The organism is Flavobacterium sp. KH_001, assembly GCF_057840745.1.
This window is the reverse complement of sequence record NZ_CM174520.1, coordinates 4,947,405-4,969,569: the sequence shown is the minus strand read 5'-3', so window position 1 is coordinate 4,969,569 and position 22,165 is coordinate 4,947,405. Positions and strand designations below refer to the sequence as shown.

The following is a 22,165-nucleotide window of genomic DNA, read 5'->3' as shown; positions in this document are numbered from 1 at the left end:
TTAAAATACTTTAATTTGCGCCAAAAAAAAATTAATGAAATTTATACAGCAGCGAACCATAATCCTAAAGTCACTTATTGCCGCACTGGCCATACTAATAATTAAAAATTTTGTATTCAAAAACCTTTCTTTTTACGGACAGGATTTTCACGATTTGATAGAACTATCCGATATTACGATTATTTTTACCGGAGCCTTTTTTGTATTCGGATTATTATTGGCCGCGACCATGACCGATTTTAAAGAAAGTGAAAAAATCCCGGGAGAAGTGGCTTCAAATTTAGAAGCGATAAAAGACTGGATTTATCTGGCTTTCAAGGCGCCAAGAACAGGAACTTCTGATTTGTGTAAGGAGGAACTGGACAGCACTTTTTTACGCGAGCAAATGATCGCGATTACCGATGGTATTATTGCATGGATTTATTCCCACGGAAAAGATTCTACCGTTATCTTTCCCTTAATTCGAAAATCAAATGAGATTGCCTATTATTTTGCCGAAAGAGGTGTCGACAAAGAAGCCATAAAAGGGATACAGGAAAATACGAATGCGATGCGAAAACAGCTTACCCGTGCCTATTCGATTTCGAGAAACAACTTCATCAAACCGGCTTATACGTTGCTGCAAAGTATTTTGTTTATCGTGATGTCGCTTTTACTGATTACCAAATTCAAAAGCCCTTCAGCCGATTATCTGGTAACATCTGCCATTACGTTTTTGTTTTGCTATTTGTATTTGTTAATTAGCGGTTTAGATGATCCTTTTGATATTCTCAACGGAGATACCAATGTCGATTTGAAACCTATCGATCGATTTAAACAACGATTGTGTTCGGATTTTTTGGTTTGATAGTAAGAAATTACGTCTGTAACTGACTTTATTTATAGCCTTTAAATCAGGTACTTTTACTGGGTTTAAAGGCTTTTTGTTTATTTATATTTGAAAAGAATCATGAAAGAAAAAATACTTGAGAAATTAAAAGAAATAGAAAAAAGTAAAGATGTAGAAATACTTTTTGCTGTGGAATCAGGAAGTCGCGCCTGGGGATTTGCTTCTCCGGACAGCGATTATGATATCCGCTTTATATACAAGCATAAACCAGAATATTATTTATCACTTTGGGAAAAACCAGACGTAATCGAATTCATGACCGAAGACGATCTTGACGGTTCTGGTTGGGACTTACGGAAAGCCGTAAAGTTATTAGCAAAATCTAACGCACCTTTGATAGAGTGGTTGTTTTCGCCTGTGGTGTATTACCAAAATGAAGATTTTGTGAAACAAATGCAGGACTTAGCCGTAGAATGTTTCTCGCCAATAGCAACTTTACATCATTATTTAGGAACGACAAAGAATTTTATGGAAGTATGCGAAATGGAAGAAGTAAAACTAAAAAGTTATTTCTACGCCTTAAGAACTGCTTTAGCAGGGAAATGGATAATAGAAAATAATACTTTTCCGCCCGTTGCTTTTGCTGATTTATTGCCAATCGCGCCACAAAATGTACAAGATAAAATAATAGAATTACAGAAAATAAAAGCCAATCAAGACGAAAAGTATTTACATCCAAAAGAAGTAGTAATAACTGATTTTTTATTGGAAACGATTAAGTTTAATCAAGATAATGCTAGTAAGTTGGGAAGTGGGAAGAAGATGAGTGAGGAGTTAGATTTGTTTTTTAGGAAAATAATAAATAAATGATTATGAAAAATACTTATGACCTAATTATTGAAAATACGGAAAATTTTAGAGACTATTTTTTAAATGATCAAGACCATCCTATAAAGTATTTTCCAAAATTTAATTCAATAAATATAATTGTTGGAGCTAATAATTGTGGTAAAAGTAGATTTATGAGACAGTTGATGTCTTTAAATTCATATTATGGAATTAATGATTTATTTTTATTGAGACAACATATTAATGAGTACAATCTATATGTTGAAATGTTTAATAGAGATAAAATAAAAACCTTTTTAGATAAGTATACTAAACGAATTTATGGAGGAAGTGCGAGTGTATTGGATCAGAAAGCAGATAAAGTTCAAAGAAATACGCTCGTTAAATTGAACGGAGATGATTTAAATAATATAATATCTGTTATAACAGCTAACAAAAAAAGACTTGATGAAATACGAAGTTATCCTAATATGCAAGATGATTTTTTAAAGAATTATTCTAAAATTGACGAGATATATAACAAAGAATTTAAACCTAAAAAATATTATATACCAACTTTAAGAACAGCCCATTCATTATTTCAAATAATAAAACCTGGTTCAGAAAAAAAATTAAATGAACCAGGTACAAATGAATATGAAAAAATTGAAAAAGATATATTTCATCATACTTACTTACAGAATTATAGAATAAATAATACTGTTCAAATTTTTACGGGTCTACATTTATATAGAGATATATTGAATTCAAGAAATTCAGAAAAAGCCATAAGAATTCAGTTTGAAAATTTTGAAAAATTTTTAAGCGCTAATTTTTTTGATAGCAAACAAATTGATATTGTAGCTAAATTCGATAAAAATGATAATGAAAAAGGAATTAATGAATCCGAATTAATTCTGATACATGTTGAAGGGGAAAAAGAGACTAGAAAGCTATATGATTTAGGTGATGGTGTCCAAGCATTAATTGTCCTAATTTACAAGATTTTCATGTCGGAACCTGAATCCTTTATTTTTATTGATGAGCCAGAACTTAATTTGCATCCTGGAATGCAAAGATTATTTCTGGAGCAAATTACATCTAATAAAGATTTGACTGATAAGAACCTGAAATATGTAATTAGCACCCATTCAAATCATTTTTTAGATTTAACAATTGAAAAAGAAGATGTCTCCATTTATTTATTTTCTCAAAGAAAGAATGAATTAAACGATAAACAGTTTACTATAAAAAACGTAAACAGAGGTGATAATTCTTTGCTTAAGGATTTAGGAGTAAATAACTCTTCTGTTTTTATGGCAAATTGTAGTATTTGGGTCGAAGGAATATCTGATCGTAATTACATAAAAGCATTTTTAAAATCATATTGTGATTCAATTGAAAAATCTTATCTAAAAGAAGATATAGATTTTGCATTTTTTGAATATGCAGGATCAAATATTGACCACTATATTTTTGACGATGAAGTAGAAAAAGAAAACATAGAAATAGTTTTAAAAGATATCAAAGCCTTAGCAATTAGTAATAGAATATTTCTTTTAGCAGACTCTGATGCATCTAAGCAAAGTAGTAAAAAAGGTATTAGATTAAAAGAGTTAGAAGAGTTAAAAACAGATAATTTTATTCCTAAGATTGTTTGGAATATAAGAGAAATAGAGAATCTATTGACTAATGAAATGTGGAAAGAAGTTCTAATTGATCTTTGCAATAAAACTTTGGTTAAGTCACACGAAGCTGAAATTTTATTAAAAATTGATGAAGCATTATCTCAAGTTAGCTATTCCGATTTTGCGAAAAAATATGTTGGAGAATTTCTGGAGGAAATAAGAAAAAAAATGGGTAAAATATCATCGACGTTTATTCTTAATCAATCAACTTATGAAGTAAAAGCCGAATCTTTGGGAACAATTATTAATAAACGGGAATTAAGCGAGTTGGTTTTTGATAAAAAATTTTCATGGGATATCTTATCAAAAAATAAAGAAATTGAAAAATTAACTATTGAAATTTATAATTTCATTACGCAAAAATAATGACAATTCAAGACTTAAAATCCCGAAACCTAATCCTTTTCGAAGTTATTTCGGGAAGTAAATCTTTTGGGTTAAATACACCAACATCTGATACTGATATTAAAGGGGTTTATTATCTACCAAAAGAAAAATTCTTTGGGTTAGATTATATTCCGCAAATCAGTAATGAAACCAATGATGAGGTATATTATGAGATTGGTCGTTTTGTAGAATTGTTGCTTAAAAATAATCCTAATATTCTGGAAATTTTGGCTTCTCCGGAAGATTGTATTTTGTACAAACATCCTTTAATGGAGCATTTGAAACTAGAAGATTTTCTATCGAAACTCTGCAAAGATTCTTTTGCAGGTTATGCTGTAACGCAAATCAAAAAGGCGAGAGGTTTAAACAAGAAAATAGTAAACCCAATGCCAAAGGAAAAGAAAAGCCTTTTAGATTTTTGTTATGTCCTGAAAGGTTATGAAACACTTGCTTTAAATAGTTTTTTAGCAGAAAATAAGTTGAATCAGGAACAATGCGGTTTGATTAATTTACCCAATTCAAAAGGAATGTTTGCGTTATTTTATGATCAGGATAAAACTTTAGGTTATAAAGGAATTACTCAAAAAGAAAACTCAAATGAAGTTTCGCTTTCGTCTATTCCTAAAAACGAAAAGTTAATAGGCTATTTGTCCTGCAATCAGGATGGCTATTCGAAATATTGTAAAGAATACACTGAATATTGGAATTGGATAGAGAAACGAAACGAAGATCGTTACGATACAAACCAAAAGCACGGTAAAAACTACGACAGCAAAAACATGATGCATACGATCCGGCTTTTGCAAACCGCTGACCAAATTCTGTCTACTGGAAAATTGAATATCAGAGTTTCAAATCGCGAGGAATTACTCGATATAAAAGCTGGAAATAAAGAATATGATGATTTGCTTGACATGACAGATAATCTAATTGTTTCAATTGAAAATCATTATGAGACTTCAACTTTACCAGAAAAGCCAAATGATGAAAAAGCAATTAAAACTTTAATAAAAATGAGAGAACAATTATATGGATGAATTAAAATATGAAACAAAACTGCAGGTCTTACTTTTAATAGAACAGAATAATATTCCGGAAGCAACTTTAGTTGTTCACTTAGAATTAAACTGTGGTTTGAGAGAAGCTAAGGAAATTGTGGAGAACCTAAAAAGGCAAAAAAATTTTAATAGTAATTGACGCTCAATCACATTTTTAACAAGTTTAGACCCATACAAATCACTTTACCCATTTTATATATACGAAATCCTCTAATCAAGAATATTATTTCCCTTTCAACAACTTCTCTAAATATTCAACCTTTTCTTTTTCAGCCAAAACCAAACGCTCATAAAGCTCCACGACTTTATCAAGAGGATTGAATGTACAATGATTGTTATGAGTATTTCCTTGAGCACCACTATTAGTACTATTATCGTAAAAGCTATTAAAGAAATTTCATAAATTATAAAAATATGTTTTTTCTTACTTTTTTAAGTGATAAAATAGTAACTTTAAAATCTTTATATTTGCATTATCAACTTCATGAAACATGAACTACAAAATATCATTTCAGGAAAGAGCCAAGTTAAGCATGGAGCAAATATCCAAGCAATCTCCGGTTACCTTAGAAAAAGCAAGAGCCCAAGCGGAACGTTTGAGTCAGGCAAGCAAATCAAAAGTGAAGAAACAGCGATAATAAAACAATTTTGCGATCGGAATAGTTTTTGGATTACTTATATAAATATCAATGCTTTTATTTCTTCAGGTGCTGAACAAAAAGTTTATCTTCAAAACAAACATAAAGTAGTAAAGCTAAACGATAGTATTTATTATGAAACTTGGGAAGATTATTTCAATAATTTATTACTAAATAATTTCTATTTCCCTGATACTGCTTATCAATTAATTGGGTTTTATGATCAAAATGAAACAATCTATGCTGTAGTTGAACAAATGTTTGTAGAATCTGATAGTGATACAGAATTAGAAAACGTAAAAGTTTTTTTAACGTCAAATGGTTTTCTTAATACTAGAAATAATGATTATTTTAATCCTGAATTAGGAATTATTCTTGAAGATTTACACGATGAAAATGTTTTAACTCAAGATAATGTATTGAAATTTATCGACACCGTTTTCTACATTACTGAACAATTTTATAAACCATGATATTTTAATTAGGAGCAATCACATTTTCAACAGGCTTCAAACCACTAAAATTATCATCCTTCCTCTTCACAAACTTCAAATAAATAAAATACTCCACAAAAGGAATAATCAAAAACAAAAGGAAAAAAAGCAATTCGTGTTTCAGGATTTCATTAAAAATAAGATCCAATCCGGCTTGTAATTTGCGTCCTATTTCAGATTGTATGGAGTTTTCGATTCGTTGCGGTTCGATTTGATCCAGTTTTTGTAAAAGCGTTTTGAATTTAGCATAATCAATATCTTTTACATTTTTCATGTCGGCTTTGTCGTCAACGACTTTCATAAAACCATACACGCAGGCGCTGTAAACTTCCGACTCGTATTTTTGAAGCAAAAACGAAGTCGATGAATTCTTAAAGTTATCTACAGTTTGTAAACCGCTGTTGTTTTGTTTGATATAAAGCGCCAATGCCTGGGTCAAAGATTTGCTGACATCTTCTGAAGAATTAGAAAGCAATTGAAGCGAATGCAGAAAATCTTTTTTTTCCTTTTCAGATGAAAAAGTGGTTCCAATTGTTTTAGCATAAATATTCGCCGTTATGTTTTTGTTTTCTGATCGCAAAACCGATTTCCCTCCATACAAAAGGCCAATCATAGCAAAGAAATAAAGGAAAACAATCATAAAATACGGAATCCAGAGTTTGGTTATCCAATTGTAATATTTCCTGTCACGGGTGAAAATGTTTTTTCTGTACAAAAAGACATTGAAAATGATTCCTACAATAAGGCCGAGAATAATAAATAAAACGGTCCAGAATAGAAACCAACCAATATTGGGTAAAATAAATTGTTTCGAAAATTCCCAAACTTCAGACCAGACAATACTGTCAATATATTCTTTCATAGGTTTCATTTAAGTGAGATAAAAATAATCAAAAGTTGCTACCAAACTAAAATTCTGGAATAAATCAATAGGTTTTATTTGTTTTAATTTTAACAAAAACAACAGAAAAAGTTATATTAAATAAAAATATACGTTACATTTGCCCTCGAATTAGTAAAAAAACAAACATATGAACCTGTCAGCAATAAAAAATAGCGATCGTTTAGCGGGATTTCTTCCAGCTAAAGACTCAGGATGTCATATGTATTTTATGGAATAGAAACGGAATTGTAGTTCCAAACTCAACATAAATAGATAAAAGCGTCCTCCTCGGGACGCTTTTTTTGTTTTTAATGCGACTTCGACTCCGCCCAGTGTGACAAGAAAATTGCAGAATAGGACAAGAAAATGATAAAAAATAACCCTTAACTAAAAATAATTAAAAAAATAATTGACCAAATGTTACATGATAAAACAAATTAGTGAAATATAATCTTGAAAAGTAATCTGATGAGAGACAGTCATTTGATACAAAAAGAAATCTGCACCAGTATGCGGACAGGGATTTTTATGGATTTTATTCAAGTTTAACTAATTGATAATCAGTAAAATAATTTTAAAAATGATTTGGATAATTGATTTTTTCGACTTTATCTTTGCCGAAGAAAATCTGAAGAAAGAATTTCAAAAAACAACAACGATTTCAAAATATAATACAACATATAAAATGGCTTTTAATAAAAACATATATAACGAACAACTGCTAAACCCGAGCTCAGATCTTGGACGTTTAACAACACAGGTGCATCAATACAGGCAATAGGATAGTTATATCCCGTTGAATTTATAAAGCACCTTTAATCGGGTGCTTTTTTTATGCCCAAAACATACTGATTTTGTAGCTCAGTTGGATAGAGCGTCTGCCTACGAAGCAGAGGGTCGAAGGTTCGAACCCTTCCAAAATCACTCGTTCTCTAGAAAGAACTGGCTCATTGGGGTTACTGGCTAACCTTCCCGACTGTCTCTCGGGAGAAACGGGTTCGACTCCCGTATGAGCCGCTTTTTTTAAAGGTGCGGAGGAAAGGTGCAGAGTTGCAGAGGTACAAAGGAGCAAAGGTTGAAAAACTTAGAATCTTAGCAGCTAAGAACCTTAGAACCTTTTAAAAAAAAATCTGGGAAGATAACGATTGGCTGTTTACCTGCTTTGGATGCAGGAGGTTGCAGGTTCGAGTCCTGCTTCCCAGACAAATGGAAATACGCTAAAGCTGGAGAGTTAGGTCGGTCTGTAAAACCGTTGTCTTTGACTGAGTAGGTTCGAATCCTACTATTTCCACAACTTTCAGGTTGGAATCCTGAAAGTTAATTAAAAGCAGGAGTGGCGGAACGGCAGACGCGGCTGACTTAGAATCAGTATTTTGAGAGTTCGAATCTCTTTTCCTGTACTAGATAAAACTTTGCGACTTTGCGTCTTTGCGCGAGATTAACAAAATAAAGTTAAGCAATACCGGCGAGCAATTTTCGCGCAAAGACGCAAAGTCGCAAAGAAAAATAAGATTAGTGTCTTTGTGCCTTCGTGGCAAAAAAAAGCAGGAGTGGCGGAACGGCAGACGCGGCTGACTTAGAATCAGTATTTTGAGAGTTCGTCCCGATAGCTATCGGGACTCTTCCTGTACTAGATAAAACTTTGCGACTTTGCGTCTTTGCGCGAGATTAACAAAATAAAGTTAAACAATACCGGCGAGCAATTTTCGCGCAAAGACGCAAAGTCGCAAAGAAAAATAAGATTAGTGTCTTTGTGCCTTCGTGGCAAAAAAAAGCAGGAGTGGCGGAACGGCAGACGCGGCTGACTTAGAATCAGTATTTTGAGAGTTCGTCCCGATAGCTATCGGGACTCTTCCTGTACTAGATAAAACTTTGCGACTTTGCGTCTTTGCGCGAGATTAACAAAATAAAGTTAAACAATACCGGCGAGCAATTTTCGCGCAAAGACGCAAAGTCGCAAAGAAAAATAAGATTAGTGTCTTTGTGCCTTTGTGGCAAAAAAAAACACTACGCAGAATAACTGCGCAGTGTGATTTGAATATTTGCTCAGGAATTAAAACAAGTTCTTTTATAAACTGAAATTCATCAAAGGAAACTTTGATTTACAATATCAAACAAGTCCTGTTGCGTGTTTCTGTATAGCACCATTGTAGGGAACTTTCCGCGAAAGCGTATTATGTTTTTCTATGCAACTTGATTTGAAGGCTTTGGATTGTTTGCCAAAAAATAATCTCACTCTATGGGTCATGGGTTCGACTCCCATTCGCAGCAATGCGATAGTTCAGTTGGTTAGAACAATAGACAATTCGCAGGTTCAATTCCTGCACCGATTTTGGATCGGGAAAGTCACAGACTGAAAATCTGTATTTCCAGAGAACATCACTCTTTAAAAGATGACCAGGAAAAAACTGATTTGTCTTTGTCAGTGAAATTAGGATTTGGGGATCCTAATTCACACTCATGATAAAACCAGTGCGAACAGAAATGTATTTTGAAATACGCTATTTCTTTTCGGTTTGATTGTTCAAGTGATTTTTTTAGAATTTAAAATCGCTTTTTCAAAATAGAATTGCAAAACAATTAGAGTAAGCAAATTACAAACTGTTAGTCCGTTTTTCTCGGAGGAGAAGGGCAATGAGGTTTTTTTATTTAAGAATATAGAATATAGAAGCAAGAGGCAAGAAGCAAGAGAATAGAATATAGAGAATAGATTTATGCGGTTTCAAAACTTGAAACTTGAAACTTGAAACAAACAAAACAAAACAAACTAAAAAATAAAACCATGATTACAAGAATTAAAATTGAGGCTTACCAAGTAGGATTAGTATTCGAAAATAGAAAATTGGTAAACGTACTAGAAGAAGGATTGCACTGGATTTTTGGAAATAAAAATGTGATGATCTACAATACGAATGAATCATTTCAGGCGCCATTTGAATTGAATATTTTGTTACAGAACGAAGTATTGGCTTCTATGCTGGAAATCGTTGAGGTGGCGGATAACGAGATTGTTTTGCAATTCGTAAACGGAAACTTTAAAGGTACTTTGCAAGCGGGAAGATATGCTTTCTGGAAAGGAATCATAAAAAATGAATTCACCAAAGTGGATGTTTCTAAAATTGAAATTACAGAAAATGTCCCAGTGAACTTATTGGAGCATGCTCAATTGCGATTTTTTATTAGAAAATTCATAGTGTCAAGCAACGACAAAGCTTTATTGTTTGTGAACGGAACTTTCGTGAAAGAATTGAAAGCCGGAACGCATTACTTTTGGAATAACGCGATTACGATCGAAGTTAAAACGGTTGATGCACGACAACAACAAGTGGAAATTTCGGGTCAGGAATTGTTGACAAAAGATAAAGCAGGATTAAGAATCAATTTCTTTGTGAGATACCAGGTGGTTGATATTATGAAAGCGTTGGTCGATAACAAAGACTTCGATAAACAATTGTATGTTGCCATGCAATTGGCTTTAAGAGCTTTTGTTGGTGGATTGACTCTGGATGAATTATTGGCGAAGAAAGATTCGATTGCCGAGGCAATTTTGGCTGAAGTAACGGCCAAAATAAACGAATTGGGATTGACGATTTCTGATGCCGGAATTCGTGACGTGATTTTGCCAGGTGATATGAAAGAAATCATGAATCAGGTTTTGGTTGCCGAGAAAAAAGCACAGGCCAACAGCATCATGAGAAGAGAAGAAACCGCTGCAACAAGAAGTTTGCTAAACACGGCAAAGCTGATGGAAGAAAACGAAATGTTGTGGAAATTGAAAGAGATGGAATACGTTGAAAAAATCGCTGATAAAATTGGAGAAATCACAATTTCAGGCGGCGGAAACGTTATTGGTCAATTAAAGGAAATCTTCGTGAAGTAAAAAAAGAAACCCTTAGCAGTATCTGTTAAGGGTTTAATTAAAAATAAAATTTAAGAATGAATCAAAAAACAGTATTTACGTCTGATCCTTATGTTGGTCAGACCAATATAAATAGGGGTAGTGAGCTTCCGTTGGCTTCGGCAGAAGAAACGGGTTTAGAGCTCATTAAACGCCGGAAAGAAAAAATAGAAGCAAAGAATATTGTATACAATTTATATAATATTCCTCTGGCAAAGTATGGGTGTTTTTAAAACTTACAGCTGGAGGATTCTGAGAATTCCTGCGTTTTTCCTGAGATTCTCAAGAATTTCTAAAGAGAAATACAATGCGTAACAATACATTAAATGAATATAAAAAAGCGATCAGAATTAAATATGAGATAGAAAAAAACGGAAAATACTTTGATTATTTGCACAAGCCTTCTCGTGGAAAACTTCGAGATTTTTGTTGGCTTATTTTCGAGAAAAACCCAACTCAGGATGACTTAAATGTTTTTAGAAATCTATTTTCTTTAGATTTTGATCATACTAAAAAGAAAAAGTTTAAGGAGCAAAAAGATAAGTTCAGACCTATTGAGACTTTCTTTAAAGGCGAAACAGATCCAGTAAATATTGATGCAATCAATATGGCTGCAATTATGGTTGATTTTCAACCGCGTTCTTTTAAAAAGTTTCACGAACAGTCTAAAATTGAAGAAGGTAAACATATTGGAAATAGCGAGAAAAAAGTCATAAACATTTTCAAATGGCGGAAACGCTATAAAGCAATCGAAAGAAATCTTCGTCAAATGATAGCTCTTTTTTAGAAAGAGAATTATAGAATATTAAAAAAGTAAAAAAATGAAAACAACAGATAAAATTATTATTATCGATTTAGAAGCCACATGTTGGCAAAGTGCAGTTCCGCAGGGGCAGGAAAATGAAATCATCGAAATCGGATTAGCGATTTTGGATTCAGAAACGGGTGAGATAACGCAAAATCAAGGTATTTTGATCAAACCGCAACGTTCCAATGTGAGTCCGTTTTGTACGGAATTAACCACTATTACCCAGGATTTACTAGACAGAAACGGAGTAAGTTTTGAAGAAGCAATTGAAAAATTAGTTGACGAATATAATCCCGATTTATATACTTGGGCAAGTTATGGTCAGTATGATATCAATATGCTTAGAAAACAATGTAAATCATTCGGAATTCCATATCCAATGGCCGACGAACATATTAATGTCAAGGTTTGGTTTGGAGAAAAATTTGGTTTAGTGAAGTCAACCGGAATGAATGGCGCTTTGCATTTATTGGATATTCCGCTTGAAGGAACACATCACCGCGGGATTGATGATGCAAAGAATATTGCCAAGATTCTACATTGGTGTTTGCAGAATTAAAAAAGGCTGTCCTTGGAAGACAGCCTTTTTCTTGGTTAAATTATTTTGGAATGTTATTCGTGACCATAGATTTTAGCGTAAAGATCTTTGTAAATTTCTTTAATGATCTTACGTTTTAATTTTAAAGTAGGAGTAAGTTGTCCGCCATCGATAGACCAAACATCAGGAGTTAACTCAAAACGTTTGATTTTTTCCCAGTTTCCAAACTTCTCATTAATCGTTTCAACTTCTTCGTCGATACGTTTAATTACCTCCGGATTTGCGCTTATTTCAGCGTTTGTGCTTCCTAAAGTTGTTTTATGAAGCTTTGCCCATTCTTTTACAAATTCAAAGTTAGGCTGGATAAAAGCAGCCGGCATTTTTTCACCGTCTCCAATAACCATAATCTGCTCGATAAAACGAGATTGTTTCATGGCATTTTCGATTAACTGAGGTGCAATATATTTTCCACCAGAAGTCTTGAACATCTCTTTCTTACGATCTGTAATTTTTAAGAAACCTTCGCTGTCAATTTCACCAATATCTCCAGTGTGGAAATACCCGTCTTGCAATGCTTCGGCCGTTTTTTCAGGATCTTTAAAGTAGCCTAACATTACGTTTGGTCCTTTGCAAAGAATTTCTCCGTCTGCAGCAATTTTAACTTCGACATTACGAATTACTTTTCCAACCGTTCCAATTTTAAATCCTTTGTTTCTTTGATCGTTTACGGCAATTACCGGTGATGTTTCAGACAAACCGTAACCTTCCATAACCGGAATTTCTGCAGCAGCAAAAACTCTTGTTAAACGCGGCTGTAAAGCAGCACTTCCGGAAACCATTAAATCTAAATTTCCTCCCAAACCTTCTTTCCATTTACTGAAAATAAGTTTCCGTGCAATTTTTAACTGAAACTCATACCAGGCACCATTGGCTCCGTATGGTTCGTATTTTAAACCTAAATCAATAGCCCAGAAAAACAGTTTTTTCTTGATACCGGTTAATTCAGATCCTTTTGCATAAATTTTATCGTAAACTTTCTCTAAAAGTCTTGGTACCGCTGTAATTACAGTCGGACGAACTTCTTTTAAGTTATCACTGATTTTATCAATTGATTCTCCAAAGTAAACCGAAACACCATAATATTGATAGATGTACAAAATCATTCTTTCAAAAATATGACAAATAGGCAAGAAGCTCAACGCCGTGCTTTTTCCCGGATCAAACGGAATTCTTGGCGCACTGTCTAAAACATTAGAAACAATATTTTTGTGTGAAAGCATAACACCTTTAGGTCTTCCTGTAGTTCCTGAAGTATAAATAATAGTGGCTAAATCATCCGTTTGAATACTGTCTTTTCTCGCTTCAACTTCGTTTTGATTGCTTTGGTCTTCACCAAGTGCCAATAAATCACTCCAGTGTTTACAACCCGGAATTTCATTAAAAGAATACACTTCTTTTAAAGTCGGAACATTGGCCTGTATCAGTCTTACTTTTTGAAGTACTTCATCATCAGACACAAAACAGTAAATGCTGCCACTGTGGTTCAATATATATTCGTAATCTTCTTCAGAAATCGTTGGATAAATAGGCACGTTCTGAGCACCAGTCTGCAGAATACCAATATCCATGATATTCCATTCAGTACGGTTATTTGAGGTGATCAAAGCGATTTTATCATCTTTCTGAACGCCCATGCGCAACAATGCTCTCGAAACAGCATTGGCTTTAGCAATATATTCTTCGCTAGATGTTTTTTCCCAGACTCCGTCTTTTTTTGTTGCCAAAGCAACCGGAAGGTTATAAGTTTCTTGTTGATAATAGGGAAAATCAAAAAGGCGTGTGATTGAAACCATGTTTAATATGTTGAATTTTATCGCAAATTAAATAAAAAATAGGTATAATTTTTAATTTTGTGGAATTTTATGGGAAAATTTATAAGGACTCTTGAAAATCAACGAAAACGTTTTCTTTTTGCGGGTAATTTTTCCCAAAAAATAAAAATTATGTAATTTGATGTGTGATTTTTTTTCAGATTACTGAACATCATAATCTACATATTCTTTCACTCTTTCTCCCATTAAAAACATTTTTTTCTTGGTAAAGTGAATAGAAAATTGAGAGTTAATCCATTCGTTGCTATCGTTTGGCCTGTACCAAAAAGTGTAAGAGGCGCTATTGAAACCTTCTCTAAAAACAGGAATTCCTTCTTCGGTACATTCAATTCCCCAATTCATCTTTGTTTTGCTTAAATCTTCAGACTGAATTACTCCGGTTCCATCAGGGTTTAAAACTGTAATAGGCTCTTTTTGTCCTGCGGGAATATAAGTACCGGGAACGGGATAGCCAATTGTTGTGGTAATGTAGCGATCACGACCATTATAAGAAATTTTATTTACCTCGACTTGTGAATAAGACTGTGCAACAGTAAAAAATAATGTAATTACTAATAAATGTAAAGATTTCATTCTATGTAGGTTTAAGTGTTTTTGGGGTTTAAAAAAAATCAGTGGCAAATATTTTTAAGCTAATATACTTCAAATTTTAATTAAAAATAAAGATTTATTTTAACTAAAAAATACCGTGTTTTTCCCCTTTGAAAAACAGTTATTTACCTTGCTAATTTAGAGTTTGCTTACTATAATTTTATTTCAAATTAAATGCGTGAGCCGAAAAGCAAAAGAGTAGGCATTATTTTAAAATTGAAATTATGGAAACAGCTTTCTTTTTGATTATGGGATGGTGTGGTACAGGGTACCCGGGATGGTTAAGAGACTTATTGAAAAAAATCCCACCACCGCCAGATCCGGAGCCTTGGTGGCATATTGGCATTATTGGCCTGGGATTAGTTGCAGGTGTAGTTGGCGGACATTACTTTAATGATGCAATTGTAGATAATCAGTTTTTTGCAGGTCAGAAGGCGATTGCATCAGGATTGTTCGCTTTTGGTGCTTCAAATGTGGCAACGGGAATTGCCTCCTCACTAAAACGCTAAAAAAAAATGCCTCAGCTGATAGGGATAGTGCTGAGGCATTTTTTTATATTGTGATAGTTAAAATTTAGTTATCCCTATCCGCTTATGTTGTCAAATTAATAGGAGAGTGTGATTTTAAGATTGGATGAAAAGTAATTATTAAAACCATATAACATTACATACCATTCTCCCGACGGAGGATTTGTGATTGTGATGTTTTCCTTATCTCTGTTAGGTAGTATGCTTGAATATTCGGCATTCCATTTGTATGGATAAGTAGAGATTATTGAAGGACGGCTTTTGCCGACAAACAAATCTGCAGAATTCAAATAGCAGCCACCATCTTCAGATGTTTCAATTACCATTTTCTTTACGTTTGCAGGAAGAGTTAATTTGAAACTTTTTTGATCACCTTGTTTGCCTTCTACGCACTGGTTCATTAATTCTTGAGTGTCATTTCCCCCAGTGCCGCCACCTGTTCCACCGCCAGTACCTCCATCAGTTCCCCCGCCAGTACCTCCTCCAGTTCCACCATCTGGTTCATTATCTGTGGATATGGTCTCGTTTTTGCCATTTACAAGTATTTTCCAGTCAGAACCTTCTCTGATGATATTGATTTTATTAGTTTGATCTTTTAGAAACGCATCATCATTTAATGTGCCTGAGTATGTTTTTCTGGTTTCTGGGTATGGAGTTCCAAATCCCCACTCTCTAACTAAAAACGAATATTTGACTCCGTTGCCACTTAATTTAAATTCAGAAACGATGCCTTCTTCAAGAGCATAAGATTCAGACTTGTAAACGGGTGTGCTGCTTCCATCATTTAGTATAATGCTATAGATACTAACTTTAGAGTCGTTAGAAGAGGTTAGCAGGTCACAGATCGCAATAATTTCTCTTAAATCCGGATTTAGATCTTCTTCACTTACACAGCTGCTAAAAGTTAGGATAATAATAAATGTAAGTAGTCTTAAAATTTTGTTCTTGTGCATCTTTCTTTTGTTTAGTTGTTTTGGTATCTTTTACTTTTTAAGATTAAAATGTAAATATTCTTAGCAAATCTAAAAGGTCTATTGCTAAAATAAAATACTCCAAAAGATGTATTTTTATTTCAATTCAAGTGAATTTTAAAAGGAAGCTTCTAAGAAAGAGTGAGCAAAAAAAATCCCTTTACTCTTTCCTGGTATAAGAAAAGATTAAAGGGAAATTTAATTTGTGATTATAGAAAATTCTATTTATCTATTTTCAATCCATTTTCTGGCGTTGATAAAAGCTTCATGCCAAGGTGTAAACTCGTCATTTCTGTCTTTTGGATAATGTGCCCAGTTCCATTGGAAAGTCGAACGCTCAATATGTGGCATTGTAACTAAATGTCTTCCTGTTTTATCACACATCATGGCTACGTTGTAATGAGAACCATTTGGGTTTGCAGGATATCCTTCGTAAGCGTATTTAGAAACAATGTTGTAATTTTCTTCACCCATAGGTAAATTGAATTTACCTTCTCCGTGAGAAACCCAAACTCCTAAAGTAGTTCCTGCCAATGTAGATAACATAACCGAATTGTTTTCCTGAACTTTTACAGAAGTAAAAATACTTTCGTGTTTATTACTATCGTTATGAAGCATTTTTCCGTGAACTTCATGCTCCGGATTAATAACTTCTAATTCCATAAACAACTGACATCCGTTACAGATTCCAACAGATAAAGTATCTTCTCTTTTGAAGAAATTATCTAAAGCTGTTTTTGCTTTTTCGTTGTATAAGAAAGCTCCGGCCCAACCTTTTGCAGAACCTAAAACATCAGAGTTAGAGAATCCTCCAACAGCTCCTATGAACTGAATATCTTCTAATGTTTCACGACCAGAAATTAAATCCGTCATGTGAACGTCTTTTACGTCGAAACCTGCCAAATACATTGCATTTGCCATTTCACGCTCAGAATTACTTCCTTTTTCACGAATAATAGCTGCTTTTGGTCTTGGTTTTGAAGCATTTATTACAGGCGCTTTACCAGTAAAGTGCGTTGGGAAAGTATAGTTTAAAGCCTGATTTTTATAATTTTCAAAACGTGCTTTAGCCGTTCCGTTTTTAGATTGTTTTTGGTCTAACAAATAAGAAGTTTCAAACCAAATGTCTCTGTATTCCGCAATATCCAAATTATAAATTCCAAATTCCAAACTTGGTTTGCTTTGAACTGAACCAATTTTGAAGAATTCGATATTGTTTGCTTTCAATTTAGCTTCAACAGCAGCATCTTCTTTTGCCTGGAATACAATTCCGATGTTTTCAGCGAAAAGGATTTTTAATAGATCTTTTTCTGCGAAAGCAGAGAAATCAATTTTTGCTCCCAAATTGACATCAGCAAAACACAATTCTAATAAAGTAGTAATCAATCCACCGCTTCCGATATCGTGACCTGCTAAAATTTGGCTTTCGCCGATTAATTCCTGAATCGTGTTAAATGCATTTTTGAAGAAAGAAGCATCTTTAATCGTAGAAGTTTCATTTCCGATTGTATTTCTGATTTGTGCAAAAGAGGAACCCCCTAATTTAAAATCATCCTGAGATAAATTGATATAATAAATTGAATCTCCGTTTTTCTGTAAAACAGGTTCAACTACTTTTCTAATATCTGTACAGTTTCCTCCGGCAGAAATAATAACCGTTCCCGGTGCGATTACTTCGTCGTTTGGATATTTTTGTTTCATTGAAAGTGAATCTTTTCCTGTCGGAATATTGATTCCCAATTCAATTGCAAATTCTGAACAACCTTCAACAGCAGCGTACAAACGAGCGTCTTCACCTTCGTTTTTACAAGCCCACATCCAGTTGGCAGATAATGAAATTCCTTTCAATCCGTCTTTAATTGGCGCCCAGACAATGTTTGATAACGATTCCGCAATAGCATTTCTACTACCAGCAACCGGATCAATCAAAGCTGCAATAGGAGCGTGGCCAATAGAAGTAGCGATTCCTTCTTTTCCTAAATAATCCAGAGCCATAACTCCAACATTATTCAAAGGCAATTGCAAAGGTCCTGCACATTGTTGTTTGGCAACTTTTCCGCCAACACAACGGTCCACTTTGTTGGTTAACCAGTCTTTTGAAGCAACCGCTTCTAAACGTAAAACGTCTTTTAAATAGGATTCAAAATTTGCGTTGTCATAAGAAACAGCAGCATATTTTCTATCAATCGTTTTATCGGTCATAACCGTTTTTGGAGAACTTCCGAAGAAATCTTCTAAAGCATAGTCCATCGGTTTTGAACCATTTGATTTTGATTCGAAAGTAAAACGGTGATCTCCCGTTACATCTCCAACCTGATACATTGGCGAACGCTCTCTGTCAGCGATTCTTTGTAAAGTATCAATATCTTTTTGACCAATAACCAATCCCATTCTTTCCTGAGACTCGTTACCAATAATTTCTTTTGCAGAAAGTGTTGGATCTCCAACTGGTAATTTATCCAAATCGATTAAACCTCCTGTTTCTTCAACCAATTCAGAAAGACAGTTTAAGTGTCCTCCAGCTCCGTGATCGTGAATAGAAACAATCGGATTATGATCGCTTTCTACCAAACCACGAATAGCATTAGCAGCACGTTTTTGCATTTCAGGGTTTGAACGCTGAATAGCATTTAATTCGATTCCTGAACCAAAAGCTCCGGTATCTGCAGATGAAACCGCAGCACCACCCATTCCGATTCTATAATTTTCTCCACCTAAGATTACAATTTTATCGCCTTCTTGTGGTTTCTTTTTGATAGCCTGATCTAATTTTCCGTATCCAATTCCACCCGCCTGCATGATTACTTTATCGTAACCAATTTTGCGGTCGTTTTCTGAATGTTCGAAAGTTAAAACCGAACCAGTAATTAACGGTTGCCCGAATTTATTTCCGAAATCAGAAGCTCCGTTTGAAGCTTTGATCAAAATATCCATTGGAGTTTGGTACAACCATTTTCTTTCTTCAACCGCATTTTCCCATTTTCTGTCATCGTTCAAACGAGAGTATGAAGTCATATAAACGGCAGTTCCTGCTAATGGCAATGAACCTTGTCCACCTGCTAAACGGTCACGAATTTCTCCTCCTGAACCTGTTGCAGCTCCATTGAAAGGCTCAACTGTTGTTGGGAAATTGTGTGTTTCTGCTTTTAAAGATAAAACCGAATCAAATTCTTTTATCTCATAATAATCTGGTTTGTCAGCTGTTTTTGGTGCAAACTGCTGCACCTTTGGTCCTTTTACAAAAGCAACATTGTCTTTGTAAGCAGACACGATATCGTTAGGATTTTCCTGTGATGTTTTTTTGATTAATTTGAAAAGAGAAGTTCCTTTTTCTTCACCGTCAATAACAAAAGTTCCGTTGAAGATTTTGTGGCGACAGTGCTCTGAATTCGCTTGTGAGAAAGCAAAAATCTCAGAATCCGTTAATTTTCTTCCAAGTTTTACAGCAAGATTATCTAGGTAATCTACTTCTTCCTGGCTTAAAGCCAAACCTTCCACTTTGTTATATGTTGCAATATCATCGATTTCCAGAATTGGTTCCGGCTGAACGTTGATAGTGAAAATTTCCTGATCTAATTGAGTAAACTTTTGAAAAAGCATTGGATCAAAATCAGTAAAGTCAGCCGTTGCAGGATGAAATTCTTCAATTCTGATGATGCCCGGAATACCCATGTTTTGAGTAATTTCTACAGCATTTGTACTCCAAGGTGTGATCATAGTGGCGCGGGGACCAACAAAAAAATCCGTCAAGGCGGATTTTTCGATCTTATTAGAGTTGGCAAAAAGCCAGTTTAATTTTGAAATGTCTTGAGCCGAAATTTCGTTTTGCGTTTGTACCGCGAAAACAGTTTTGCTTTGGTTTTCAAAGAAATGGATCATTGTGATGTGTAGTTTGTTGTATTGAAGGTGCAAATTTAGTGTAAATAAATAGTAAGCGCAAATTTGAAAAGGAACTCTTTTAATGTTTTTTTGCCACAAAGACACAAAGGCACAAAGTTTTTTTTGTTTCACGCAGATTTTGCAGATTTATGCAGATGCTCGCAGATAATTTATTGCAACTAATTTTTAAAATTAAATCTATTGAAATCTGCTTAAATCTTTTAAAATCTGCGTGAAATACCTATTTTAATCCTTTAATCTGGGGCTAAAGAAAACTTGATGTCTTAGTGGCGAAACAAAAAAAAGCGGCAATATGCCGCTTTTTAAATGAAGTAAGATGTGGTTTTATTATTTGATAACGATGTTTTTAATAATCGTTTTGGAGTCTTTTGTGATTTTTACCAGATAGATTCCTTTAGCAAGATGACTTACTGAAATGGCAGGATCTGATGTATTTTGTTTTTCGAAAACTTTTTGTCCGGCAAAGGAGATAATTTCAATAGAGTAAATTTCGTCTAAAGCAGCAAAACCAACATAGAAATTCCCGTCTGAAGGATTTGGATAAATTATAATTTCATCTGAAAGTTCAATAATTTCTTCGTCTTCAATAGGCTGTGCCATTTTGCTTGCCAGATTGTTACAAGTATCTGTGGTGTACGAATCCCATTGTGAGCTTAAATTGAAAGTTGTTGAGGGAGAAGTTACAGTTGATTTCCTTCTTAAGGTAACATCAATTGCAAAGTTGGCTGTTCCGCCGCTGAAAGTTCCAATAATATCAATCAAAACGCCATTTTTGAATAAACCTACAGCGTCATTTCCGTTGAAGGTCAATTCGGTTGCTGTGGTCGAAATATTGGCTGCGCTTGTAGAAAAACAAGCGGAAGAAATAGAACTGTTTACAATTACAAATTTACTTCCAGTTGTCAGCGTTCCGGTTAAAACTAAACCAGTACTCCAGGAACCGGCACCGTTGGTTTGTTTTTTTATAGTGTAAGCGGATAAGCTAACGGAACTGCCAGTATTATTTGCAATTTCCAAAGCCTTATTATTGCTTGAGCCTTCAATGTATTCAGAGAAAAGCAAATCGGTCGCTGTTCCTGTTCCACTGCTATTTGTTGTTACGGCAATTGTGTTACTTGAAGCAGAAGTATTACCGGCAGCATCTTTTGCTTTTACATAGATTGAATAACTTGTCGAAGCCGCTAAACCAGTGATCGTTGCTGTTACTCCTGAAACAGTAGTTTTTAAAACGCTGTTTGCATAAACATCATAACTTGTAACGGCTACATTATCTGTTGAAGCTGTCCAGGCAACAGTAATTGAACTTGCTGTTTTTGATGTTGAAGCCAAACTCGTTGGAGCAGTTGGCAGCTGCGTATCTCCAGAAGGAGTACCACCCCAAATTTGATTCACATATTCCGGATGATCGATATAGGGATTTCTGTTATTTTGACGTGCATAAATAGCATTATTTCTTGCAATTTCCCTTGCGCTTACCGGATCTTGTGCATTCCAGGCCAAAAGAACATTTAAAAATGCCGTTGTAAATACTTTGTTGCTTGAACCATCAAACATGGCGTATGAATAGCCTGCAACCGTATTTTCATAACGGGTCGCGAAATAAAAATACATTCTGGCAATATCACCTTTAAAAGCATTGATTGGTTCAAAAACAGTTCCTGAATATCCAGATACAGAACTCGAACCTAATTTTCCTCCATTTTGAGCAGTATAAGTGGCTGAAGCTACGGTTCCATGAGGATAGTTGGAACGTATTCCGTTTACTTTTCCATCTGTTGGTGTGATGAAGTGCGCGTCAGAAACCATTGGAGATTGCTCGTTAAATATAGATTGCGGAATAATATGTTCTCTATTATAACAATCGCCTTCAACAGAATAATTTCCGCAACGTTGTGTTGTTCCTGTACTGTAATTGTAAGGATCTGTTCCGGAAGGGTTTTCGGAATACATGTCCAGAACTGTTCCGTCGTTTTCATAAAAATTATCAACGTCAGAAGTTTGATAGGTGGTGTACAAACCGGCATATCCGTTATCGGTATGTCCTTTTATGATGTTGTACAATTGTGTTTTTAAGGTATAACCTGTTCCCGTTGCAGTGTTGTAATACCCACTCGGAATTTGAGCAAAACTTGCCGTAACAACGAGTAATAAGAAAAAAGAGTAGAATTTTTTCATAAAAATAGTTTTAGATTTGGCTGTGTAATAAATTGATATTAAATAAGTTAATTTATTATT

General features: G+C 34.2%; 17 protein-coding genes, 7 tRNA genes and 1 pseudogene. 18 read left to right on the top strand and 7 right to left on the bottom strand.

Annotation, left to right across the window (positions count from 1 at the left end; translation table 11 throughout):
• Window positions 1-34: 34 nt before the first annotated feature.
• The 4 genes from AC3ITQ_RS21085 (at window position 35) to AC3ITQ_RS21070 (ending at window position 4,769) form a co-directional block, all read left to right on the top strand.
• Window positions 35-847 (top strand): hypothetical protein, encoded by an 813-nt coding sequence (locus AC3ITQ_RS21085; RefSeq protein ID WP_489236051.1) that lies wholly within the window; start codon window positions 35-37, stop codon window positions 845-847.
• Between the two features lie 102 nt (window positions 848-949).
• Window positions 950-1,699 carry a nucleotidyltransferase domain-containing protein gene (locus tag AC3ITQ_RS21080; RefSeq protein WP_489236050.1) on the top strand — a complete coding sequence of 250 codons (750 nt, stop codon included), beginning with the start codon at window positions 950-952 and terminating at the stop codon, window positions 1,697-1,699.
• 2 nt (window positions 1,700-1,701) lie between these two features.
• Window positions 1,702-3,711, top strand: a complete 2,010-nt coding sequence (locus tag AC3ITQ_RS21075; protein WP_489236049.1) for an AAA family ATPase — start codon at window positions 1,702-1,704, stop codon at window positions 3,709-3,711.
• Window positions 3,711-4,769, top strand: a complete 1,059-nt coding sequence (locus tag AC3ITQ_RS21070; protein ID WP_489236048.1) for a nucleotidyltransferase domain-containing protein — start codon at window positions 3,711-3,713, stop codon at window positions 4,767-4,769. Before AC3ITQ_RS21075 ends, AC3ITQ_RS21070 begins: the two co-directional genes overlap by 1 nt.
• A gap of 244 nt (window positions 4,770-5,013) precedes the next feature.
• On the opposite strand, the pseudogene AC3ITQ_RS21065 reads toward AC3ITQ_RS21070, so the two are convergent.
• Window positions 5,014-5,187, bottom strand: a pseudogene (locus tag AC3ITQ_RS21065) (transcriptional regulator); the annotation flags it as partial.
• An 87-nt stretch (window positions 5,188-5,274) separates the two neighbouring features.
• Between AC3ITQ_RS21065 and AC3ITQ_RS21060 the strand changes: the two are divergent.
• Window positions 5,275-5,901, top strand: coding sequence for a putative polyvalent protein kinase domain-containing protein (locus tag AC3ITQ_RS21060; RefSeq protein WP_489236047.1), 627 nt, complete (start codon window positions 5,275-5,277; stop codon window positions 5,899-5,901).
• A 4-nt stretch (window positions 5,902-5,905) separates the two neighbouring features.
• Here AC3ITQ_RS21060 and AC3ITQ_RS21055 read toward each other — a convergent pair whose 3' ends face one another.
• Window positions 5,906-6,784, bottom strand: a complete 879-nt coding sequence (locus tag AC3ITQ_RS21055) for a hypothetical protein (RefSeq protein ID WP_489236046.1) — start codon at window positions 6,782-6,784, stop codon at window positions 5,906-5,908.
• 601 nt (window positions 6,785-7,385) lie between these two features.
• On the opposite strand from AC3ITQ_RS21055, the gene AC3ITQ_RS21050 reads away from it, so the two are divergent.
• The 12 genes from AC3ITQ_RS21050 to AC3ITQ_RS20995 all read left to right on the top strand — a co-directional run bounded on the left by AC3ITQ_RS21050 (window position 7,386) and on the right by AC3ITQ_RS20995 (window position 12,070).
• Entirely contained in the window at window positions 7,386-7,586 is a 201-nt protein-coding gene (locus AC3ITQ_RS21050) for a hypothetical protein (protein ID WP_489236045.1), read from the top strand.
• A 69-nt stretch (window positions 7,587-7,655) separates the two neighbouring features.
• Window positions 7,656-7,729: transfer RNA gene (locus AC3ITQ_RS21045), tRNA-Arg, on the top strand.
• A 20-nt stretch (window positions 7,730-7,749) separates the two neighbouring features.
• Window positions 7,750-7,822: transfer RNA gene (locus tag AC3ITQ_RS21040), tRNA-Asp, on the top strand.
• Between the two features lie 113 nt (window positions 7,823-7,935).
• Window positions 7,936-8,008: transfer RNA gene (locus AC3ITQ_RS21035), tRNA-Pro, on the top strand.
• 5 nt (window positions 8,009-8,013) lie between these two features.
• Window positions 8,014-8,096: transfer RNA gene (locus tag AC3ITQ_RS21030), tRNA-Tyr, on the top strand.
• 36 nt (window positions 8,097-8,132) lie between these two features.
• Window positions 8,133-8,205, top strand: a tRNA-Leu gene (locus tag AC3ITQ_RS21025).
• 144 nt (window positions 8,206-8,349) lie between these two features.
• Window positions 8,350-8,435: transfer RNA gene (locus AC3ITQ_RS21020), tRNA-Leu, on the top strand.
• Between the two features lie 144 nt (window positions 8,436-8,579).
• A tRNA-Leu gene (locus tag AC3ITQ_RS21015) sits at window positions 8,580-8,665 on the top strand.
• A 922-nt stretch (window positions 8,666-9,587) separates the two neighbouring features.
• Window positions 9,588-10,685, top strand: a complete 1,098-nt coding sequence (locus AC3ITQ_RS21010; protein ID WP_489236044.1) for a slipin family protein — start codon at window positions 9,588-9,590, stop codon at window positions 10,683-10,685.
• 56 nt (window positions 10,686-10,741) lie between these two features.
• Complete coding sequence (locus tag AC3ITQ_RS21005; RefSeq protein WP_489236043.1) at window positions 10,742-10,936, top strand: hypothetical protein; 195 nt, start codon at window positions 10,742-10,744, stop codon at window positions 10,934-10,936.
• 74 nt (window positions 10,937-11,010) lie between these two features.
• Window positions 11,011-11,490, top strand: a complete 480-nt coding sequence (locus AC3ITQ_RS21000) for a hypothetical protein (RefSeq protein WP_489236042.1) — start codon at window positions 11,011-11,013, stop codon at window positions 11,488-11,490.
• 34 nt (window positions 11,491-11,524) lie between these two features.
• Window positions 11,525-12,070 carry a 3'-5' exonuclease gene (locus tag AC3ITQ_RS20995; RefSeq protein WP_489236041.1) on the top strand — a complete coding sequence of 182 codons (546 nt, stop codon included), beginning with the start codon at window positions 11,525-11,527 and terminating at the stop codon, window positions 12,068-12,070.
• A 53-nt stretch (window positions 12,071-12,123) separates the two neighbouring features.
• Here AC3ITQ_RS20995 and AC3ITQ_RS20990 read toward each other — a convergent pair whose 3' ends face one another.
• Both AC3ITQ_RS20990 and AC3ITQ_RS20985 read right to left on the bottom strand, forming a co-directional pair.
• A complete protein-coding gene (locus tag AC3ITQ_RS20990) occupies window positions 12,124-13,902 on the bottom strand; it encodes an AMP-dependent synthetase/ligase (protein ID WP_489236040.1) in 1,779 nt (592 codons plus the stop codon).
• A 180-nt stretch (window positions 13,903-14,082) separates the two neighbouring features.
• Window positions 14,083-14,514, bottom strand: coding sequence for a hypothetical protein (locus AC3ITQ_RS20985; RefSeq protein ID WP_489236039.1), 432 nt, complete (start codon window positions 14,512-14,514; stop codon window positions 14,083-14,085).
• 242 nt (window positions 14,515-14,756) lie between these two features.
• Between AC3ITQ_RS20985 and AC3ITQ_RS20980 the strand changes: the two genes are divergently transcribed.
• Window positions 14,757-15,041: a hypothetical protein gene (locus AC3ITQ_RS20980; protein WP_489236038.1), complete on the top strand. Its 285-nt coding sequence runs from the start codon at window positions 14,757-14,759 to the stop codon at window positions 15,039-15,041.
• Between the two features lie 95 nt (window positions 15,042-15,136).
• Here AC3ITQ_RS20980 and AC3ITQ_RS20975 read toward each other — a convergent pair whose 3' ends face one another.
• The 3 genes from AC3ITQ_RS20975 to AC3ITQ_RS20965 form a co-directional block, all read right to left on the bottom strand.
• Window positions 15,137-16,012, bottom strand: a complete 876-nt coding sequence (locus tag AC3ITQ_RS20975) for a hypothetical protein (RefSeq protein WP_489236037.1) — start codon at window positions 16,010-16,012, stop codon at window positions 15,137-15,139.
• A 243-nt stretch (window positions 16,013-16,255) separates the two neighbouring features.
• Window positions 16,256-19,909 carry a phosphoribosylformylglycinamidine synthase gene (purL, locus tag AC3ITQ_RS20970; protein WP_489236036.1) on the bottom strand — a complete coding sequence of 1,218 codons (3,654 nt, stop codon included), beginning with the start codon at window positions 19,907-19,909 and terminating at the stop codon, window positions 16,256-16,258.
• A gap of 348 nt (window positions 19,910-20,257) precedes the next feature.
• Window positions 20,258-22,105, bottom strand: coding sequence for an endonuclease (locus tag AC3ITQ_RS20965; RefSeq protein WP_489236035.1), 1,848 nt, complete (start codon window positions 22,103-22,105; stop codon window positions 20,258-20,260).
• Between the last annotated feature and the right edge of the window lie 60 nt (window positions 22,106-22,165).